Below are 19552 nucleotides of genomic sequence, written 5' to 3'. Positions count from 1 at the left end.
AAAAACCCGTTCACCGGGCTTTTACACAGTTCTTATAAATAACATTATATCATGGATAAGTGCTTCTTATTCAAGAATTAACCAAGAATTAACCGAATTAAAGAAGAAATGCCCATATCAACTACTGCGAAGAAAATCGCAAAGAACACAACTGTAGCAACAACAGTCGCTGTTGAGCGGAGTAATTCATCTTTTTTAGGCCAACTTACTTTTTTCATTTCGCGACCTACATCGCCGAAAAAGTTCGTTAAACGCATCTGCGGGACCTCCAGTGTATTATTTCAATTATTTATTTTGTTTCCTTGTGAACTGTATGCTGATTGCATGTTTTACAAAACTTTTTTATTTCAAGTCGCTCTATTGAGCTCGTATCTTTCATAGTAGAGTAGTTTCGATTTTTACACTCTTCACATGAGAGTACAACTTTTTTCCTCATTAGTTACACCAACCTTGTAACATTATGTCCCTAAAAATGTATCATACAATAAAAGACAATGTCAATGACATGCATTTTGTACTCTCTACAAAAGAAAACAGGTGATTTATTTTACACCTGTAGCACTTGTTACTTCTTATGAATTTAAAGTTGTACTTTCTCTCATTTCCATATATCGTTCCAATTTTCTCTTTACTCTTTGTAAAGCGTTATCAATAGATTTCACATGCCTGTTTAACTGTTCTGAAATCTCTTGATAAGAACGACCATCTAAATATAAAGAAAGCACTTTCCTTTCTAAATCGCTTAATAATTCAGATATTTTTGATTCTATGTCTGTATATTCTTCCTGGCTAATGATCATCTCTTCAGGATCAGTCACCTTCGCTTCAGAAATAACATCCAATAACGTTCGATCAGATTCCTCATCGTAAATCGGCTTATCTAAAGACACATACGAATTTAAAGGAATATGTTTTTGTCTTGTTGCCGTTTTAATAGCGGTAATAATTTGTCGAGTGATACATAGTTCAGCAAATGCTTTGAATGAAGACAGCTTGTCCTCTTTATAATCACGAATTGCTTTAAACAACCCTATCATACCTTCTTGAACAATGTCTTCTCGATCGGCACCCACTAAAAAGTAAGATCTTGATTTCGCACGAACAAAGTTCTTATACTTGTGAATTAAATATTCTAGAGCGTCAGTATTACCTTTTCGAACTAACTCAACGATTGCCTCATCCTCTAAATCACGAAATGTAACGTCGCCTATACTTACGAAGCCTGCTTCCACCTTGATCCCTCCGACCGCTATTTATTTAGCAATATTATACAGTAAAAAGATAAAGAGCGTCAATGCTTCAACGCTCTCCTCTTCTTAATTTTTCTAATTTTTCTGTAATATCTTTACTAAATATCTTTCGCATGGCGGGCTGCTGTTCTTTCGTGTCTTTTGTGCGCCTTCTTACTTGTTGTTCCATCGCTTGTACTTCCAACTCTAATTCACGCGCAGATTTTCGAAGGGCACCTTGCCCAAATATAACCCATTGTTCTGTATAATCCGAAGTCGCAACATATATTTGTGTATTTATATTTCTAAGCTCTATCGCAAGTTGCTCTATCTTTTCGTCTGCAGTTTGATTCTTTCGTGTGAATATTACTTCTACACGAGATTGTTTCATCTTTTTTTCAATACCATGGACTGTATAGGCATCAAAGACTATCATCACTTTTATACCTGTATAACCTTGATAATCCGCCATCTTATCAATAAGCGCATCTCTTGATGATTGTAAATCTACATCCCGCAGTTTCTTCAAATCTCCCCAAGCTCCGATAATGTTGTAACCGTCAACGATTAAAATATCGTTCATTTTTTATTTACCAATTTCGTGACGTTTACGATATACCTCATACATTAACAAACTTGCGGCTACTGAAGCATTTAAGGATGTAACTTTACCAACCATCGGTAAAGTGATTAAGAAATCACACTTTTCACCAATAATACGACTCATACCTTTTCCTTCACTACCAATTACTAACCCAATCGGCATTGTACCATCTAAATTACGGTAATCCGTTTTCCCTTTGGCATCTGTACCAGCAATCCAAAGTCCACGCTCTTTTAATTCATCAATTGTACGAGATAAGTTTGTTACGCGCGCAACAGGAATGTATTCAATCGCTCCTGTTGATGCTTTCGCAACTGATGCTGTAAGTCCCACAGCTCTTCTCTTCGGAATAATAATTCCATGAGCTCCTGTTGCATCAGCAGTACGCATAATAGAACCTAGGTTATGCGGATCTTCAATCTCATCTAAAATCAAGAAGAATGGATCTTCATTACGTTTTTCTGCCACTTTGAATAAATCTTCTAACTCTGCATACTGATATGCAGCTACTTGAGCAATTACACCTTGATGATTACCCTCAACTAATTGATCTAACTTTTTCTTTGGTGCATGTTGTAAAATAATCTTATTTTCTTTCGCTAACGCTAGTACAATTTGTACTTGTCCTTTGGCAGCACCTTCTGCGATCCAAATTTTATTAATATCTCTCCCTGATCTTAACGCTTCAATTACAGGGTTACGTCCGATAATATATTCACTAGTCATGATGATGTGCCCCCTTCCTTTTCTTCTAAAACTGCAATTGCCTTATATACAATTTCGTCTAATCTTTCACGATTATTTAATAAATGATGATAACCAATTAGCGCTTCAAAGGCTGTACTATGTCGATATGTTTGTACATCCGTATTTTTCGGAACTGTACCTGAATTTGCATTACGCCCTCTTCTTAATACCGCCTCTTCTTCCTCTGTCAAAAATGCCGTCTCTAATAAATGATAAACAACTTTCGCCTGTGCTTTTGCTGAAACAAAGCTCGTCCCTAAGCGGTGTAATTGATTAGGGCGAACTTTTCCTTTTTGAAGGAGGTGATAGCGGATATATTGTTCATATACCGCATCACCCATATACGCTAACGCCAAGCTGTTTAATTGCTTTGCATCGATCATCCTTATCCTCTTTTCCATCTTGTACCTTGAGCGGTATCTTCTAAAATAATATTACGTTCTTTTAAATCGTCACGAATTTGATCAGACAATGCAAAATCACGATTTTTACGAGCTTCAATGCGCTTTTGGATAAGCTCTTCAATTTCTTCATCCAGTAATTCTTCTTTTGATAATTCTAATCCCAAAATATCAAATAACGTTTCCAGTTGTTTTACGTATGCTTCAATCACAACTTTAGATGTATGCTCTTCAAGTAAATATTGATTTGCATGATTTGCTACGTTGTATAATTCGGTAATTGCATTTGCAGTGTTAAAGTCATCATTCATTGCCTCTTCAAATGCAGTCTGGAATTTCTCTATTTCAGCTAACCATTTCTCATTATGGTCCGTTAAATCCGTACTACTCTCCATACGATGCTTTAAGTTCCCATAAGCTGTTTTAATTCTTTCCAGTCCATTATTCGTACTTTGTAATAACTCTTCACTAAAGTTAATCGGGTGACGATAGTGTACTGATAACATAAAGAATCTAATTAACTGCGGGTCGTATTGCTTAATAATATCGTGAACTAAAATAAAGTTACCAAGCGATTTAGACATCTTCTCATTGTTAATATTAATATATCCATTATGCATCCAGTAACGTGCAAACGTTTTTCCAGTCAATGCCTCTGACTGCGCAATTTCATTTTCATGATGTGGGAAAGCCAAGTCTTGACCACCAGCATGAATGTCAATTGTATCCCCTAAGTACTTACGCGCCATTGCTGAGCATTCAATATGCCATCCTGGACGTCCTTGCCCCCAAGGGCTTTCCCAGAAGATTTCTCCTTCTTTCGCAGCTTTCCATAAAGCAAAATCAAGAGGGTCTTGTTTCTTTTCCCCTACCTCAATACGAGCACCGTGACGTAAATCTGCGATTGGTTGATGTGATAATTTACCGTAACCTTCGAATTCCTTCGTCTTAAAGTACACATCACCCTCTGATTCATATGCATACCCTTTATTCACAAGTTCTTGAATAAATTCAATAATGATATCCATATTTTCTGTTACACGAGGATGAACTGTTGCGTGTTTGCAACCTAGTGCTGTTACATCTTCAAAGTACGCTTCAACAAAACGATCAGCAATTGTCGGTACATCTTCACCTAATTCATTTGCCGCTTTAATTAATTTATCATCTACATCCGTAAAGTTAGATACATATTGCACATCGTATCCTTTGTATTCTAAATAACGACGCACTGTATCGAATACCATAGGAGGCCTTGCATTCCCAATATGAATGTAGTTATAAACTGTAGGTCCGCATACATACATCTTTACCTTATTTTCTTCTAATGGAACAAACTCTTCTTTTTGACGTGTTAACGTATTATAAATGTGAATAGTCATTTTTATCCTTCCTTTCTACCTTTAATTCCAATTGTTTCTTCAATTTATCAAGTTCTACTTCCATAGCCTTTAATTTATCAAAAATCGGATCCGGAAGGTCAGAGTGATTTAATTCTTGACCAATCTTTACTCCATTTTGAATAACGACACGGCCAGGTATACCTACAACTGTAGAATGTGCAGGAACTTCTTTTAATACGACAGACCCTGCTCCGATTTTAGAATTCTCTCCCACAGTAATAGAACCAAGAACTTTAGCACCCGTCGCAATTAATACATTATCCTGAATTGTTGGATGCCTCTTTCCTTTTTCTTTTCCTGTACCACCTAATGTAACCCCTTGATAAATCGTTACATTATCACCAATTTCACAAGTTTCTCCGATTACAACTCCCATTCCATGATCTATGAAAAAACGTCGACCAATTGTTGCTCCTGGATGGATCTCAATGCCAGTAAAAAAGCGGCTCACTTGTGAAACAAAACGTGCAAGAAAGAAAAAATTTCTTTTATAAAAAGCATGTGCAATTCGATGGGCCCAAACTGCATGTAATCCAGAGTAAGTTAAAATGACTTCGAAATAACCTCTTGCCGCTGGATCCTGTTCAAAAACGACTTCAATATCTTCCCGAAGCCTCTTAAACATCGGTGTTCCCTCCCCTTTATGGGCTGCTTTTTTGTCGAGCGAACTAACTCCCCTAACTCATCACTTCTCCCCTAATTCTTTATATAAGGAGATAAATTCTATATTCATACCTATTTACACGGTATAAAAAAAAGGCGTCTCTGTCATATTGACAGAGACGCCTTTTAAGCGCGGTTCCACTCTGTTTAGGCTTAAAAAAGCCTCAAACTCATCCATGATAACGGTGTAAACCGCTTCTGCTTACTTTGCGGCCTAAGACATCCCACGAAGCAATTCGCTGTTCAGCAGAAGACTCGAAGGGGCATTTCAAAAATCCGCTTATAAACCACTCCCAGCCTAAAGGTGGTTCTCTCTGTAAAAAGCCTGATTTTCTACTTCTCCTTCTCGTCGCTTTTCCTTATTAGGTTTTAGGTATACTTATTATATTTCTAAACCTAGAAAATGTTAACCAATTACTTTTTGAAGACGATTTAAAACTTTTTCTTTTCCAAGAAGTGCAATAGCATTCGGAAGCTCTGGACCATGCGTTTGTCCTGTAGTTGCAACACGGATTGGCATAAATAAATTTTTACCTTTATGTCCTGTTTCCTTTTGAACTGCTTTAATCGCTGCCTTAATTGCTGCTGGCTCCATTGCTTCTAGAGCTTCTATTTGACCAGCAAATGCACGAAGTACTTCAGGTACTTGTTCACCATTTAATACTTCTTGTCCTTCTTCTTCATAATCAACATGATCTTTAAAGAACATTTCAGAAAGCTCTACAATTTCAGCTCCAAAACTCATTTGTTCATGGTATAAAGCAATTACATCACGAATCCAAGCTTGGTCTTGTTCGCTTAAAGTTTCTCCCACACGTCCAGCTTTCACTAAATGCGGTAAGCTTAACTCTACAACCGTATCTAAATCTTGCTTTTTCATATACTGGTTGTTCATCCATTTTAGTTTTTGAGAATCAAATAATGCAGGTGATTTTGATAAACGAGCTGCATCGAACATTTTGATAAACTCATCTTTAGAGAAGATTTCTTCTTCTCCTACCGGAGACCAACCTAGTAGTGCAATAAAGTTAAAGATTGCTTCTGGAAGATACCCAAGCTCTTTATATTGCTCAATAAATTGAATAATAGATTCATCACGCTTACTTAACTTTTTACGACTTTCATTAACAATTAGAGTCATATGACCGAATTGTGGAATATCCCAGCCGAAAGCTTCATAAATCATCATTTGTTTCGGTGTATTTGAAATATGATCATCACCACGAAGTACATGTGTAATTTCCATTAGATGATCATCTACTGCTACTGCAAAGTTATAAGTTGGAATTCCATCCTTTTTCACAATAACAAAATCACCGAAATCATTTGAATGGAACGCAACTTCATCTTTTACAATATCTTTGAATGTGTAGTCACGATTAGCTGGTACACGGAAACGAATACTTGGAATACGTCCCTCAGCTTCAAATTCTTTCACTTGTTCTTCAGTTAATTCACGGTGGTTACCTGCGTAACGAGGTGTTTCACCGCGAGCGATTTGTCCTTCACGCTCTGCTTCTAGCTCTTCTTCTGTCATATAACATTTATAAGCTAGACCACGCTCTAATAAATCTTCATATAATTTTTTATAAATATCTAAACGCTCTGTTTGGCGATATGGTCCAAATTCACCACCAACATCAACACCTTCATCCCAGTCCATACCGAGCCATTTCAAGTATTTTAATTGGCTTTCTTCTCCACCAGCCACGTTACGTTTTACATCAGTATCTTCAATACGAATAATAAATTTGCCATCTAAATGACGAGCAAATAAATAATTAAATAATGCCGTACGCGCATTTCCGATATGTAAGTGTCCTGTTGGACTTGGCGCGTAGCGCACTCTCACTTGCTTTTCCATAATTGGTACACCTTCCATTCTTAATGTCAACACATTCTATAATTGTACACCAAAAAAATGTGATTATCCATCTTACGAATTAAAAACCATTATTTTTTCTGTAATAAAACAACCGCTTGAGAAGCAATCCCTTCTTCTCTACCTGTAAATCCTAATTTTTCTGTTGTTGTTGCCTTTACATTAATGTTATCGATAGACGTTTCTAACAGTTCACTAATGCGCTTACGCATACTCTCAATATGTGGTGCCATTTTTGGTTTTTGAGCAATAATTGTACAATCTAAATTTCCTAACTCGTAACCTTGTTCACGCACAAATTCCCAAACTTTTTGTAACAATACAGCTGAATCTGCATCTTTAAAAGCTGGGTCTGTATCAGGAAAATGCTTTCCGATATCTCCTGCTGCAATCGCACCTAAACATGCATCAGCAATCGTATGTAACAATACATCTGCATCTGAATGGCCGATTAATCCTTTCTCGTGTGGAATTGTAATTCCACCGATAATCAACGGGCGCCCTTCCGCAAATTCATGTACATCAAAACCTTGTCCAATTCGAAACATCCTTACTTCCTCCTTAAGCTAAACTACTGAGCTTTATGACTCTATATTATATCGCTATCCTTATAAAGAAAAGCCCGGCTGTTGCCGAGCTTTTCTTTATTAACACGTCATCAATGTTATTTCTTTTGAACACGTAGGAAACTTTCAGCAATTAATAGATCTTCCGGAGTCGTCACTTTAATATTATAGTAACTCCCCTCTACTACACCTACTTGCTTCCCAACACGTTCTACGAGACTTGCATCATCTGTGCCAAGAAAACAACTTTGCTTTGCGCTTCTATGAGCTTCTAGCAAAAGAGAAACAGAGAATCCTTGTGGTGTTTGTACAGCGTTAAGTTGAGATCGCTCTACCGTTTCTACAACAACACCCTGCTCTACTTTCTTAACAGTATCTTTTACTGGCACTGCACAAATGGAAGCTCCATATTTTTCTGCTGCAGTTAATACATCGCGAATCACTTTATTCGTTACGAACGGGCGCGCCCCGTCATGCACAAGAACATATTCGACACCACTCGCATACTGAAGTGCGTTATAGACGCTATCTTGTCTTTCGGCTCCACCCTGAATGAATTGTACGTGCTTTTCAATCTGGTACTTCTGCATTAACTCTTCAAAATACGGGCGTTCTTCTTCGTTAATTGCCATAATAATACTTTTGCACGCTTTATCTTTTTCAAAAGCACGCAATGTGTGCACAATAATTGGTACTTCATCTATAAGTAAAAATAACTTATTTTTACCAGCACCCATTCGTTTTCCTTGGCCTGCTGCCGGAATAATTAATGTATACATATTAATAATCCTCTACTTATAATGCTTTTTCTAGCAATTTACGTTTTGCGAAAATCATACGACCAGCCGATGTTTGTAATACGCTAGTAACAAGTACGTCAAGTTGTGAACCCACATACTCTCTACCATCTTCTACTACAATCATCGTACCATCATCTAAGTATGCAACACCTTGATTTTGTTCTTTACCATCTTTCACAACATAAACACTTAATTCTTCACCAGGGAGTACGACTGGTTTAATCGCATTAGCTAAATCATTAATGTTTAACACCGTAACCCCTTGTAATTCAGAAACTTTGTTTAAATTGAAATCGTTTGTTACTACAGTTCCACCAGTGATTTTTGCCAACTTTACAAGCTTGCTATCTACTTCTTGGATATCATCGAAATCGCCTTCATAAATTTCTACCGGAATTGGCATCTCCTTTTGAATACGATTTAAAATGTCTAGCCCTCTGCGGCCACGATTACGCTTTAAAGCATCTGAAGAATCGGCAATATGCTGAAGCTCTTCTAATACGAATTGCGGAATGACAATTGTTCCTTCTAAAAACTTTGTTTGGCAAATATCTGCAATACGTCCGTCAATAATTACACTCGTATCGAGAATTTTCCAATGAGTCGTAGATTTTTCTGCTTCGACCTCTACCTCTTCATTCTCACTATTGTTTTTCTTCTTACCTCCGCGTTGGGGTAATGTAAATAATCCTAGCAATTCATTCCTTTTTTTAAATCCTACTTGGAATCCTAAATATCCAAGTAAAAGGGTGAAGAACACTTGCAACACCGTACTAATAACTGGAATTGTAAATTCACGAATTGGTATCAAAATTAAATATGCAACAATAAGACCAGAGATTAATCCTAATGTACCAAATAAAACATCTGCTACAGGCGCCTTTACAAGAGCCTCTTCAATATGCTTAATAAGTTGAACAATATAATCTACAAGCCAAAATGTTGTTAAAAATAAAATAATTGCACCAATAATTGCACGAACATACGATCCTTCCAACAAAGGAACCGCACCGATATCTAATACATTAATAATTTTGGGGATTAAGTAAATCCCTAACGCTCCCCCAATCACTAAAAAGAAGAGCTGTACAATCCGTTTTAACATCCAACCACCTCCTACTCATTATTAACCATTGTTTCGCTAATCAAAACGCCGAATGCAAAAGCGGACGTGTTTTTTTGTAAATAGTTTTATTTACCAATATATCATATCATATACCAAAAATGTTCTAGTGTCGTTATATTATAGAATCAATGTAATATTCTTAATTGTGTCTACTCATATAGAGATGCTCTTGAATTCTTTTTAGACCTTCTCGTATTTTCTTCGCTCTCACTTCTCCAATTCCTTCCACATCATCCAATTCATTAATAGTTGCTCGGCAAACACCTTGCAATGTTTTAAATCGATTAATTAAATTCTCGATAATAAGTGGCGGAACACGAGAAATCTTGCTTGTGATTCGGTACCCTCTAGGTGTCACACTTTCTTCTAAACTTGTTTGTCCTGGATAGCCAAGCAATTTAACTAAATCACTATCCTCTAAAAGTTGTGTATTTGCAAGATCTTGTAACTTTTTCAAGATTTGATGATGGTCTTGTGTTTTCTCCTGGTGATAATCTTTAATTAACAATGCTGCCTCTGCCTCTAAATCAGCTAGTAATTCTGTAAGCTGTAAACGAATTAACCTACCTTCTGTTCCTAACTCATGAATATAGCTCAATATTTCATTTTTAATACGCAGCACCATTTCAACACTATGTAAAACGTGAACCACCTCGGACATTGTAACGACCTCTTCAAATTCTAGAATACCCAAATTCGTAATGCCGTCATTCCATACAGCCTTATATTTTTCTAGCGTTTGAATTGCTTGATTTGCCTTCGTTAAAATGACACCTATATCTTTTAATGTATAACGTAAGTTCCCTTGATATAGCGTAATTACATTACGTCTTTGTGAAATGGCCACAACAAGGCTGCCCGTCTGCTTTGCTACACGCTCTGCTGTTCGGTGACGCATACCTGTTTCAATAGAATCAATAGATGAATCTGGAACTAACTGTGCGTTTGCAATTAAAATTTTACTTCCAGTTTCATTTAAAATAAGTGCTCCATCCATTTTTGCTAATTCATATAAACTAGCAGGAGAGAATGCGCAATTAATATGAAAACCACCATCAACAATGCTTTTAATCTGCTCATTATACCCAAGAACAATTAGTCCCCCCGTTTGTGCGCGAAGTACATTATCTATCCCTTCGCGCAGTGGTGTTCCTGGGGCCACGAGCTGTAAAATGTTAATCATACTTTTGACACGTTGCTTATTTTCTTCCATAGCCTAGCCTCCTAATGTCAAACGAAGCGCTTCTCCCAAATTAGAAACACCTACAACCTCAATCCCCTCTGGAATTGTCCATCCCCCTAAATTTTTTCTAGGAATGATAGCACGTTGAAATCCTAATTTAGCTGCTTCTTGTACACGTTGTTCAATTCTTGATACTCTTCTTATTTCTCCAGTTAATCCAACTTCTCCTATTACCGCATCAGTTGGTGCCGTAGATTTATCTCTAAAACTTGAAGCTATACTTAAGGCGACAGCTAAATCAATTGCCGGTTCGTCTAATTTCAAACCACCAGCTACTTTTAAATACGCATCTTGATTTTGTAATAGTAAACCTGTTCTTTTCTCTAGTACCGCCATAATAAGCGAGACACGATTATGATCAATTCCTGTCGCCATTCTTCGAGGATTTCCAAAACTAGTAGGGGAAATTAATGCCTGTATTTCTACTAAAACTGGTCTTGTTCCTTCCATTGAGGCAACTACTGTTGAACCTGCAACTCCAACTGGTCTTTCCTCAAGGAAAATTTCAGAAGGATTTAAGACTTCTGCAAGGCCAAGTTCTTTCATTTCAAAGATACCCATTTCATTCGTAGAACCAAAACGATTCTTTACAGCTCGTAAAATACGATATGTATGGTGTCGATCTCCTTCAAAGTAAAGAACTGCATCAACCATATGTTCTAGCATACGCGGTCCCGCAATTGCACCTTCTTTTGTCACATGTCCTACGATGAAAATTGGGATTCCCTTTGTTTTTGCAAGTTTCATTAATTCTGCTGTACATTCACGTACTTGCGCCACACTACCAGGAGCTGATGTTACCTCAGGTAAATGTATCGTTTGAATAGAATCAATAACAACAAAAGCAGGATTCATCTCTTCAATATGTGCTGCAATACGCTGTAAATCTGTCTCTGATACAACAAATAGATTACTACCATTTACATGTAAACGATCTGCACGAAGTTTAATCTGCTTTGCTGACTCCTCACCTGATATATACAATACATCATATGAAGCATCTGCTAATTGCGAGGAAATCTGTAATAATAACGTTGATTTTCCAATCCCAGGGTCCCCACCAATAAGTACTAAAGATCCATCTACAATTCCGCCACCTAGTACACGGTTAAACTCTTGAAATTTTGTTTCAATACGTGCCTCAGACTTTGTTTCTACTTCTGTAAGACGTCTTGGTTTTGTTACTTCTGTTTGAATTGCATTTGCATAATTTAGGCGTCTGGATGATACAACGGGTTCCATCTCTTCAACAAGCGAATTCCATTGACCACACCCTGGACATTTACCCATATATTTTGGTGATTGATAACCACACTCTTGACATGTGAATTTTGTTTTCTTTTTAGCCATATCTTTTTATATGTCACTTCGCTTTCATCTATAAACATTTGACCTTCTCGTACAAGAAAGAGGGCTATCTCGTAGCCCTCTTAGTTTGTCTATACTTATTTTACCTTTTCAGCACTATGAATGACAAATGTTTCCCCTTCTACATCAAAGATAACTTTTTGACCTTTCTCAATAGCACCTTTTAAAAGTTCTTCCGATAGTCTATCTTCTACATGCTTCTGAATTGCTCTACGTAGTGGACGAGCACCATATTCACGATCAAACCCTTTATCAGCAATAGCTGCAATCGCTCCTTCTGTTAAGTGCAATTCAATTTCTTGTTCTTTTAAGCGATTCACTAACTGATTTACCATAAGAGTCACAATTTCTTGAATATGTTTTTTCTCAAGCATATGGAATACGATAATTTCATCAATACGGTTTAAGAATTCTGGACGAAATGCCTTTTTCAGCTCATCCATTACTTTACCTTTCATATCCGAATAATCACGGCTTTCATCTTGTACGTTAAATCCAAGATGTTTGTTACGTTTTAACGCCTCAGCACCAACGTTAGACGTCATAATAACAATCGTATTACGGAAATCAACTGTACGTCCTTTAGAATCAGTTAAACGACCATCTTCCAATACCTGTAGTAGAATATTAAATACATCAGGATGTGCCTTCTCTACTTCATCTAATAGGACAACTGAATAAGGCTTACGACGAACCTTCTCTGTTAATTGTCCGCCTTCTTCATACCCAACATATCCTGGAGGAGAACCAACTAAGCGAGAAGTTGAATGTTTCTCCATATACTCAGACATATCAATGCGAATCATTGCATCCTCATCACCGAACATAGATTCTGCCAATGCTCTTGCTAATTCTGTTTTACCTACACCTGTTGGCCCTAAGAAAATAAATGAACCAATTGGACGTTTCGGATCTTTCAATCCTGCTCTTGCACGACGAACAGCTTTCGCTACAGCCACTACAGCTTCATCCTGACCGATGACACGATCATGAAGAATGGATTCTAAGTTTAATAATTTATCAGTCTCTGTTTGTGCAAGTTTAGAAACAGGGATACGTGTCCATGTAGAAACGACATTTGCAATATCTTCTACCGTAACCTCTGAATTTTCTTTTCCTTGTTGTTCTTTCCACTGACGTTTTGTATCTTCCAATTTCTCACGTAAGCGTTGTTCCATATCACGTAAGGAAGCAGCCTTTTCAAACTCTTGACTTTGTACAGCCGCATCTTTTTCTTTTCGAATTTCCTCAAGCTTCACTTCAAGCTCTTTTAAGTTTGGTGGTGTTGTATAAGAACGCAAGCGAACTTTTGAAGCAGCTTCATCAATTAAATCAATTGCTTTATCTGGTAAGAAACGATCCGTAATATAACGATCTGAAAGTTTTACAGCTGCATCAATTGCATCATCTGTAATAGACACACGGTGATGCGCCTCATAACGATCGCGTAATCCTTTCAAGATTTGAGTTGATTCTTCTAGACTCGGCTCATCAACATGAATTGGCTGGAAACGTCTCTCTAAAGCTGCATCCTTTTCAATATATTTACGATACTCATCTAAAGTTGTCGCACCAATACATTGTAATTCTCCGCGTGCTAAAGATGGTTTTAAAATATTCGATGCATCGATTGCACCTTCTGCTCCACCTGCACCGATTAATGTATGAAGTTCATCAATAAATAGAATAATATTCCCTGCTTGACGTATTTCATCCATTACTTTCTTTAAACGATCTTCAAACTCACCACGATATTTCGTCCCAGCTACCACTGTTCCCATATCTAGTGTCATAACACGCTTATCTCTTAACGTTTCAGGAACTTCATTATTTACGATTTGCTGTGCTAACCCTTCAGCAATTGCTGTTTTACCTACACCAGGCTCTCCAATTAACACTGGATTGTTTTTTGTTCTACGGCTTAACACTTCAATTACACGTTGAATTTCTTTACTACGTCCAATAACAGGATCCAAACGATTCTCACGTGCAACAACTGTTAAGTCGCGCGCTAAACTGTCTAGTGTCGGTGTATTTGCATTTGTCGATGAACCACCTTGGTGACCTGAACTTGCTTCGTTACTTCCAAGAAGTTGTAACACTTGTTGTCTTGCTTTGTTGAGGCTTACACCTAAATTATTTAATACACGTGCCGCTACACCTTCACCTTCACGGATTAAGCCAAGTAAAATATGTTCTGTTCCAACATAAGAATGTCCTAGCTTACGCGCTTCATCCATAGACAATTCAATAACTTTTTTAGCACGAGGTGTATAATGTACAGTTTGAGAAGCTTCTGTTCCACGTCCAATTAACGCTTCTACCTCTTTTTGCACTTTCTCCGGGCTCAATCCAAGAGCAATTAACGCTTTTGCTGCAATTCCTTCACCTTCGCGTACAAGCCCAAGTAAAATATGTTCTGTTCCAATGTTATTATGCCCAATGCGAATTGCTTCCTCTTGAGATAAAGCTAATACTTTCTGTGCTCTTTCTGTAAATCTTCCAAACATCATAGAAATCGCCTCCTACTTGCGCTTAGTTTTTTTCAATACGTAATCGCTCACGGATTAAGGTTGCTCTTCGATAATCTCTTTCTTCTGGTCCTAAAGGTCCTCCTGCATATTGTTGTAAAATACCAGGTTGCGTAAGAACCATTAGCTCAGTCAAAATATTTCTCGATATACCTTTTATATATCCTAGATCAATACCGAGTCGTACATCCGATAAGCAAGTTGCCGCTTCTGCAGATTGAATTAAACGACTGTTTGCTAGTATACCGTAAGAACGATAAACCTTATCTTCAAGCTCAATGCTCGAATTTTGTACAATTAATTCTCTGGCCAATTTTTCTTGTTGTATAATTTGCTGCATGACACTCTTTAAATCTGCAATAATATCTTCTTCGGATTTCCCTAACGTCATTTGATTTGATACTTGAAATATATTACCTAACGCTTCGCTACCTTCACCGTATATTCCTCTTACTACTAAACCTAATTTTTGAATTACTTGTATAATACGGCTAATTCTTTTTGTTAAAACCAGCCCTGGTAAATGAATCATTACAGAAGCTCTTAATCCTGTACCAACGTTAGTAGGACAACTCGTAATATATCCAAGTGATTCATCAAAAGCATATTCAACCTCTTTCTCAATCCAATTATCTATTTGATTGGCGCTTTGAAGCGCCTTTGATAACTGTAGTCCTGGAAATAGGCACTGAATCCTAATGTGGTCTTCCTCATTAAGCATCACACTAATGTGTTCGCTTTCTGATAACAGACATGCTCCATATTCGGTCCCTGCTAGATTTGGACTAATTAAATGCTTTTCGACTAAAACTCGCCTTTGAAGAGGAGTTAGTTCATTCATTTTTAATAGTCCAAACTTCCCAAAGGGCTCTACCGCTTTATTTATAAATTTCTTTTTAAATAATTCTTGAACCTTTTGAGCTTCCTCTTCGTTTTGCATAGTAGAAAATTGATATTGCTTAAAATTACGAGCCAAACGAATTCGACTACTTAAAACAATATCAGAATCAGGGCCATCCCCCTTCATCCATGGACTAATCGCTTCATTCATAATTTTGTCCAGTGACATAGAACTACTCCCCCTCTCTATGCTCACTAAGCTGAGTTTCAAGCCCTCGAATCTCATCTCTTACCTCAGCAGCTTTCTCAAACTCCTCATTCTGTACATATTGTTTCAGAATAAGTTTTAGTTCATCTAATTCTTTCTTTAAGTGGATATTTCCTTCCATTCGTTCCGGAATTTTTCCACAATGTTCTGTATGTCCACCATGAAGTCGCTTTAACAATGGGTTTAAGTGTCCTTTAAATGTATCGTAACAAGAAGCACAACCAAAGCGTCCCACTTTTGTAAAATGTTCATATGTCATCTTACAATCTGGACATCTTACTGTATTTGTATTTGAAAACCCGTTTTTTCCTTCTCCAAACATTGTTGATTCACCGTGTAATAAACCAGCAAATACATCATGAAATGAAAAGTTAGACTGTGATGATTGAAAGAAAGACGTATAGCCACTTTGCTCCGCACATTGCTCACAAAGATGAACTTCCGCCTTCTTCTCGTTGATTACTTTTGTATAATGTAAAGTTGCTGGTCTTATATTACAGTTTTGACAAGTCATCAATATCCCCACCTTTACAACAGGAACGATCTACCTCATGATACTTTTCATACATTACTAGATTGTCCTCTTTCCTTAATCCACTCAGATAAAAGTACATGCTCTTTTTCAAAACTTCTACAATATTTAACTGCCCTATCTTAATTATCATTCTTTTACAAAAGCTGTATTTATTTATATTTCAGTGTTCTTAACATTGCGCATAATATTCGAGCCCTAAGTTCATCTCGAGAAGGAATATCCATTGATAATACAGAACGATCTAGTACACTTAACATTAATTTTGCTTCACGGCCTGTTATGATTCCCTCTTCTAATAAACGTATAATCATACTCTCTGCATTCCCTTGTGCAACGCTATGATCAATCATATGAAGCATTTGATCAATAATGTCTATATCATCATGCAGTTTGACTTTTATAATGCGAATGTAACCTCCTCCACCACGTTTACTTTCTACTACAAATCCTCTTTCTAATGTAAAACGGGTATTGATTACATAATTGATTTGAGATGGTACGCACTCGAATCGATCCGCAATCTCATTTCTTTTGATTTCAATCACATTATTATTACTTAAGTCAATAACTTGCTTTAGATATTGCTCAATGATATCAGATATATTTCTCATTTATCCGCCACCTTTATTGACTTTGACTATCTTTGACTTTAATTATATACGTATTAATAAAATTTGCAACTCTTTTGCTTATTCACTATCCTAGCCACATTCCCCTGCATTTAATCAAAATAGTAATTATTTAAGCATATTTTTTTAATTACTATGGATTATAAAAGAAAACACGAAAAAACACGAGTCATTTGACTCGTGTTTAGTTGCTTGGCGACGTCCTACTCTCACAGGGACAAGGTCCCAACTACCATCGGCGCTAGAGAGCTTAACTTCCGTGTTCGGTATGGGAACGGGTGTGACCTCTCTGCCATCATCACCAAACTATGAAGGCATATTCCTTCAAAACTAGATAACATTTGCTACATATTATATGGTTAAGTCCTCGATCTATTAGTATTCGTCAGCTCCACATGTCACCATGCTTCCACCTCGAACCTATCAACCTGATCATCTTTCAGGGATCTTACTAGCTTACGCTATGGGAAATCTCATCTTGAGGGGGGCTTCATGCTTAGATGCTTTCAGCACTTATCCCTTCCGCACATAGCTACCCAGCTATGCCCTTGGCAGAACAACTGGTACACCAGCGGTGCGTCCATCCCGGTCCTCTCGTACTAAGGACAGCTCCTCTCAAATTTCCTACGCCCACGACGGATAGGGACCGAACTGTCTCACGACGTTCTGAACCCAGCTCGCGTACCGCTTTAATGGGCGAACAGCCCAACCCTTGGGACCGACTACAGCCCCAGGATGCGATGAGCCGACATCGAGGTGCCAAACCTCCCCGTCGATGTGGACTCTTGGGGGAGATAAGCCTGTTATCCCCGGGGTAGCTTTTATCCGTTGAGCGATGGCCCTTCCATGCGGAACCACCGGATCACTAAGCCCGACTTTCGTCCCTGCTCGACTTGTAGGTCTCGCAGTCAAGCTCCCTTATGCCTTTGCACTCTACGAATGATTTCCAACCATTCTGAGGGAACCTTTGGGCGCCTCCGTTACACTTTAGGAGGCGACCGCCCCAGTCAAACTGCCCACCTGACACTGTCTCCCGGGTCGATAAGACCCGTAGGTTAGAATTTCAATACAGTCAGGGCGGTATCCCACCAGCGCCTCCACCGAAGCTAGCGCTCCGGTTTCAATGGCTCCCGCCTATCCTGTACAAACTGTACCAAAATTCAATATCAGGCTACAGTAAAGCTCCACGGGGTCTTTCCGTCCTGTCGCGGGTAACCTGCATCTTCACAGGTACTATAATTTCACCGAGTCTCTGGTTGAGACAGTGCCCAAATCGTTACACCTTTCGTGCGGGTCGGAACTTACCCGACAAGGAATTTCGCTACCTTAGGACCGTTATAGTTACGGCCGCCGTTTACTGGGGCTTCAGTTCAGAGCTTCGCTTACGCTAACCCCTCTCCTTAACCTTCCAGCACCGGGCAGGTGTCACCCCCTATACTTCGCCTTACGGCTTCGCAGAGAGCTGTGTTTTTGCTAAACAGTCGCTTGGGCCTATTCACTGCGGCTTTCCGTTAAGAAAGCACCCCTTCTCCCGAAGTTACGGGGTCATTTTGCCGAGTTCCTTAACCAGAGTTCTCTCGCACACCTTAGGATTCTCTCCTCGCCTACCTGTGTCGGTTTGCGGTACAGGCACCTTTTATCTCGCTAGAAGCTTTTCTTGGCAGCGGGGAATCAAAGACTTCGCTCCATAAGGAGCTTCCCCATCACAGCTCAGCCTTTACGATAAGCGGATTTGCCTACTTATCAGCCTAACTGCTTGGACGTGCACAACCAATCGCACGCTTCTTCTATCCTTCTGCGTCCCTCCATTGCTCAAACGATAAAGAGGTGGTACAGGAATATCAACCTGTTGTCCATCGCCTACGCCTGTCGGCCTCGGCTTAGGTCCTGACTAACCCTGAGCGGACGAGCCTTCCTCAGGAAACCTTAGGCATTCGGTGGACGGGATTCTCACCCGTCTTTCGCTACTCATACCGGCATTCTCACTTCTAAGCACTCCACCAGTCCTTCCGGTCTGACTTCACTGTCCTTAGAACGCTCCCCTACCACTGATACCATTGGTATCAATCCGCAGCTTCGGTGGTGTATTTAGCCCCGGTACATTTTCGGCGCAGAGTCACTCGACTAGTGAGCTATTACGCACTCTTTAAATGGTGGCTGCTTCTAAGCCAACATCCTAGTTGTCTAAGCAACTCCACATCCTTTTCCACTTAATACACACTTTGGGACCTTAGCTGGCGGTCTGGGCTGTTTCCCTTTTGACTACGGATCTTATCACTCGCAGTCTGACTCCTAAGGATAAGTCATTGGCATTCGGAGTTTGACTGAATTCGGTAATCCGATGAGGACCCCTAGTCCAATCAGTGCTCTACCTCCAAGACTCTTACACTTAAGGCTAGCCCTAAAGCTATTTCGGGGAGAACCAGCTATCTCCAGGTTCGATTGGAATTTCTCCGCTACCCACACCTCATCCCCGCACTTTTCAACGTGCGTGGGTTCGGGCCTCCATTCAGTGTTACCTGAACTTCACCCTGGACATGGGTAGATCACCTGGTTTCGGGTCTACGACCACGTACTAAACGCCCTATTCAGACTCGCTTTCGCTGCGGCTCCGCCTCTTCAGCTTAACCTCGCACGGGATCGTAACTCGCCGGTTCATTCTACAAAAGGCACGCCATCACCCGTTAACGGGCTCTGACTATTTGTAGGCACACGGT

Annotated in this window: 18 protein-coding genes, 2 rRNA genes and 1 other annotated feature (1 of these 21 cut by a window edge); all 20 genes read right to left on the bottom strand. The window is 38.9% G+C overall.

The annotated features are described in order from the left end of the window. Nucleotides 1-77: 77 nt before the first annotated feature. Nucleotides 78-257, bottom strand: a complete 180-nt coding sequence (secE, locus tag C3Y97_RS00600; RefSeq protein WP_001241323.1) for a preprotein translocase subunit SecE — start codon at nucleotides 255-257, stop codon at nucleotides 78-80. A 32-nt stretch (nucleotides 258-289) separates the two neighbouring features. Further along, nucleotides 290-436, bottom strand: coding sequence for a 50S ribosomal protein L33 (rpmG, locus tag C3Y97_RS00595; RefSeq protein ID WP_014481927.1), 147 nt, complete (start codon nucleotides 434-436; stop codon nucleotides 290-292). A 136-nt stretch (nucleotides 437-572) separates the two neighbouring features. Beyond that, nucleotides 573-1232 (bottom strand): RNA polymerase factor sigma-70, encoded by a 660-nt coding sequence (locus tag C3Y97_RS00590; protein ID WP_000387193.1) that lies wholly within the window; start codon nucleotides 1230-1232, stop codon nucleotides 573-575. Nucleotides 1233-1299: 67 nt separating this feature from the next. Next, nucleotides 1300-1812, bottom strand: a complete 513-nt coding sequence (locus C3Y97_RS00585; RefSeq protein WP_000997876.1) for an NYN domain-containing protein — start codon at nucleotides 1810-1812, stop codon at nucleotides 1300-1302. 3 nt (nucleotides 1813-1815) lie between these two features. Further along, a complete protein-coding gene (rlmB, locus tag C3Y97_RS00580; RefSeq protein ID WP_000200237.1) occupies nucleotides 1816-2559 on the bottom strand; it encodes a 23S rRNA (guanosine(2251)-2'-O)-methyltransferase RlmB in 744 nt (247 codons plus the stop codon). Then, complete coding sequence (locus C3Y97_RS00575; protein ID WP_000564261.1) at nucleotides 2556-2963, bottom strand: Mini-ribonuclease 3; 408 nt, start codon at nucleotides 2961-2963, stop codon at nucleotides 2556-2558. The genes rlmB and C3Y97_RS00575 overlap by 4 nt, the downstream gene beginning before the upstream one ends. A gap of 2 nt (nucleotides 2964-2965) precedes the next feature. Beyond that, the gene (gene cysS, locus C3Y97_RS00570; protein ID WP_000152276.1) at nucleotides 2966-4363 is read right to left on the bottom strand and encodes a cysteine--tRNA ligase; all 1398 of its coding nucleotides are present in this window, start codon (nucleotides 4361-4363) and stop codon (nucleotides 2966-2968) included. Further along, nucleotides 4344-5009, bottom strand: a complete 666-nt coding sequence (cysE, locus tag C3Y97_RS00565) for a serine O-acetyltransferase (protein WP_000476497.1) — start codon at nucleotides 5007-5009, stop codon at nucleotides 4344-4346. The genes cysS and cysE overlap by 20 nt, the downstream gene beginning before the upstream one ends. Before the next feature lie 150 nt (nucleotides 5010-5159). After that, nucleotides 5160-5406: a binding site (T-box leader), on the bottom strand. 47 nt (nucleotides 5407-5453) lie between these two features. Continuing rightward, nucleotides 5454-6911 carry a glutamate--tRNA ligase gene (gltX, locus tag C3Y97_RS00560; RefSeq protein ID WP_000415146.1) on the bottom strand — a complete coding sequence of 486 codons (1458 nt, stop codon included), beginning with the start codon at nucleotides 6909-6911 and terminating at the stop codon, nucleotides 5454-5456. 89 nt (nucleotides 6912-7000) lie between these two features. Next, on the bottom strand, nucleotides 7001-7477 hold the full coding sequence (gene ispF, locus C3Y97_RS00555; protein ID WP_000488386.1) for a 2-C-methyl-D-erythritol 2,4-cyclodiphosphate synthase: 477 nt from the start codon (nucleotides 7475-7477) through the stop codon (nucleotides 7001-7003). Nucleotides 7478-7593: 116 nt separating this feature from the next. After that, a complete protein-coding gene (gene ispD, locus C3Y97_RS00550; RefSeq protein WP_000288284.1) occupies nucleotides 7594-8274 on the bottom strand; it encodes a 2-C-methyl-D-erythritol 4-phosphate cytidylyltransferase in 681 nt (226 codons plus the stop codon). A 16-nt stretch (nucleotides 8275-8290) separates the two neighbouring features. Further along, a complete protein-coding gene (locus tag C3Y97_RS00545) occupies nucleotides 8291-9400 on the bottom strand; it encodes a PIN/TRAM domain-containing protein (RefSeq protein WP_000919677.1) in 1110 nt (369 codons plus the stop codon). A gap of 160 nt (nucleotides 9401-9560) precedes the next feature. Then, nucleotides 9561-10634 carry a DNA integrity scanning diadenylate cyclase DisA gene (gene disA, locus C3Y97_RS00540; protein WP_000392163.1) on the bottom strand — a complete coding sequence of 358 codons (1074 nt, stop codon included), beginning with the start codon at nucleotides 10632-10634 and terminating at the stop codon, nucleotides 9561-9563. Nucleotides 10635-10637: 3 nt separating this feature from the next. Further along, nucleotides 10638-12014 carry a DNA repair protein RadA gene (gene radA / locus C3Y97_RS00535; protein ID WP_001085202.1) on the bottom strand — a complete coding sequence of 459 codons (1377 nt, stop codon included), beginning with the start codon at nucleotides 12012-12014 and terminating at the stop codon, nucleotides 10638-10640. Between the two features lie 95 nt (nucleotides 12015-12109). Continuing rightward, entirely contained in the window at nucleotides 12110-14545 is a 2436-nt protein-coding gene (gene clpC, locus C3Y97_RS00530) for an ATP-dependent protease ATP-binding subunit ClpC (protein WP_000971183.1), read from the bottom strand. Between the two features lie 22 nt (nucleotides 14546-14567). Beyond that, nucleotides 14568-15632: a protein-arginine kinase McsB gene (gene mcsB, locus C3Y97_RS00525; RefSeq protein ID WP_000050842.1), complete on the bottom strand. Its 1065-nt coding sequence runs from the start codon at nucleotides 15630-15632 to the stop codon at nucleotides 14568-14570. Nucleotides 15633-15636: 4 nt separating this feature from the next. After that, nucleotides 15637-16185: a protein-arginine kinase activator protein McsA gene (mcsA, locus tag C3Y97_RS00520; RefSeq protein WP_000128399.1), complete on the bottom strand. Its 549-nt coding sequence runs from the start codon at nucleotides 16183-16185 to the stop codon at nucleotides 15637-15639. Nucleotides 16186-16355: 170 nt separating this feature from the next. Continuing rightward, nucleotides 16356-16817 carry a transcriptional regulator CtsR gene (gene ctsR / locus C3Y97_RS00515; RefSeq protein ID WP_001244565.1) on the bottom strand — a complete coding sequence of 154 codons (462 nt, stop codon included), beginning with the start codon at nucleotides 16815-16817 and terminating at the stop codon, nucleotides 16356-16358. Between the two features lie 208 nt (nucleotides 16818-17025). After that, nucleotides 17026-17141, bottom strand: a 5S ribosomal RNA gene (rrf, locus tag C3Y97_RS00510). Between the two features lie 49 nt (nucleotides 17142-17190). Beyond that, nucleotides 17191-19552: ribosomal RNA gene (locus C3Y97_RS00505) — 23S ribosomal RNA — on the bottom strand; it runs 560 nt beyond the window's last position.

It is taken from the genome of Bacillus sp. DU-106 (assembly GCF_004799705.1).
In the GTDB taxonomy this organism is placed as follows: Bacteria; Bacillota; Bacilli; order Bacillales; family Bacillaceae_G; genus Bacillus_A; species Bacillus_A cereus.
The sequence above is the reverse complement of the archived record's forward strand: the minus strand, read 5'-3'. Positions and strand labels throughout refer to the sequence as shown.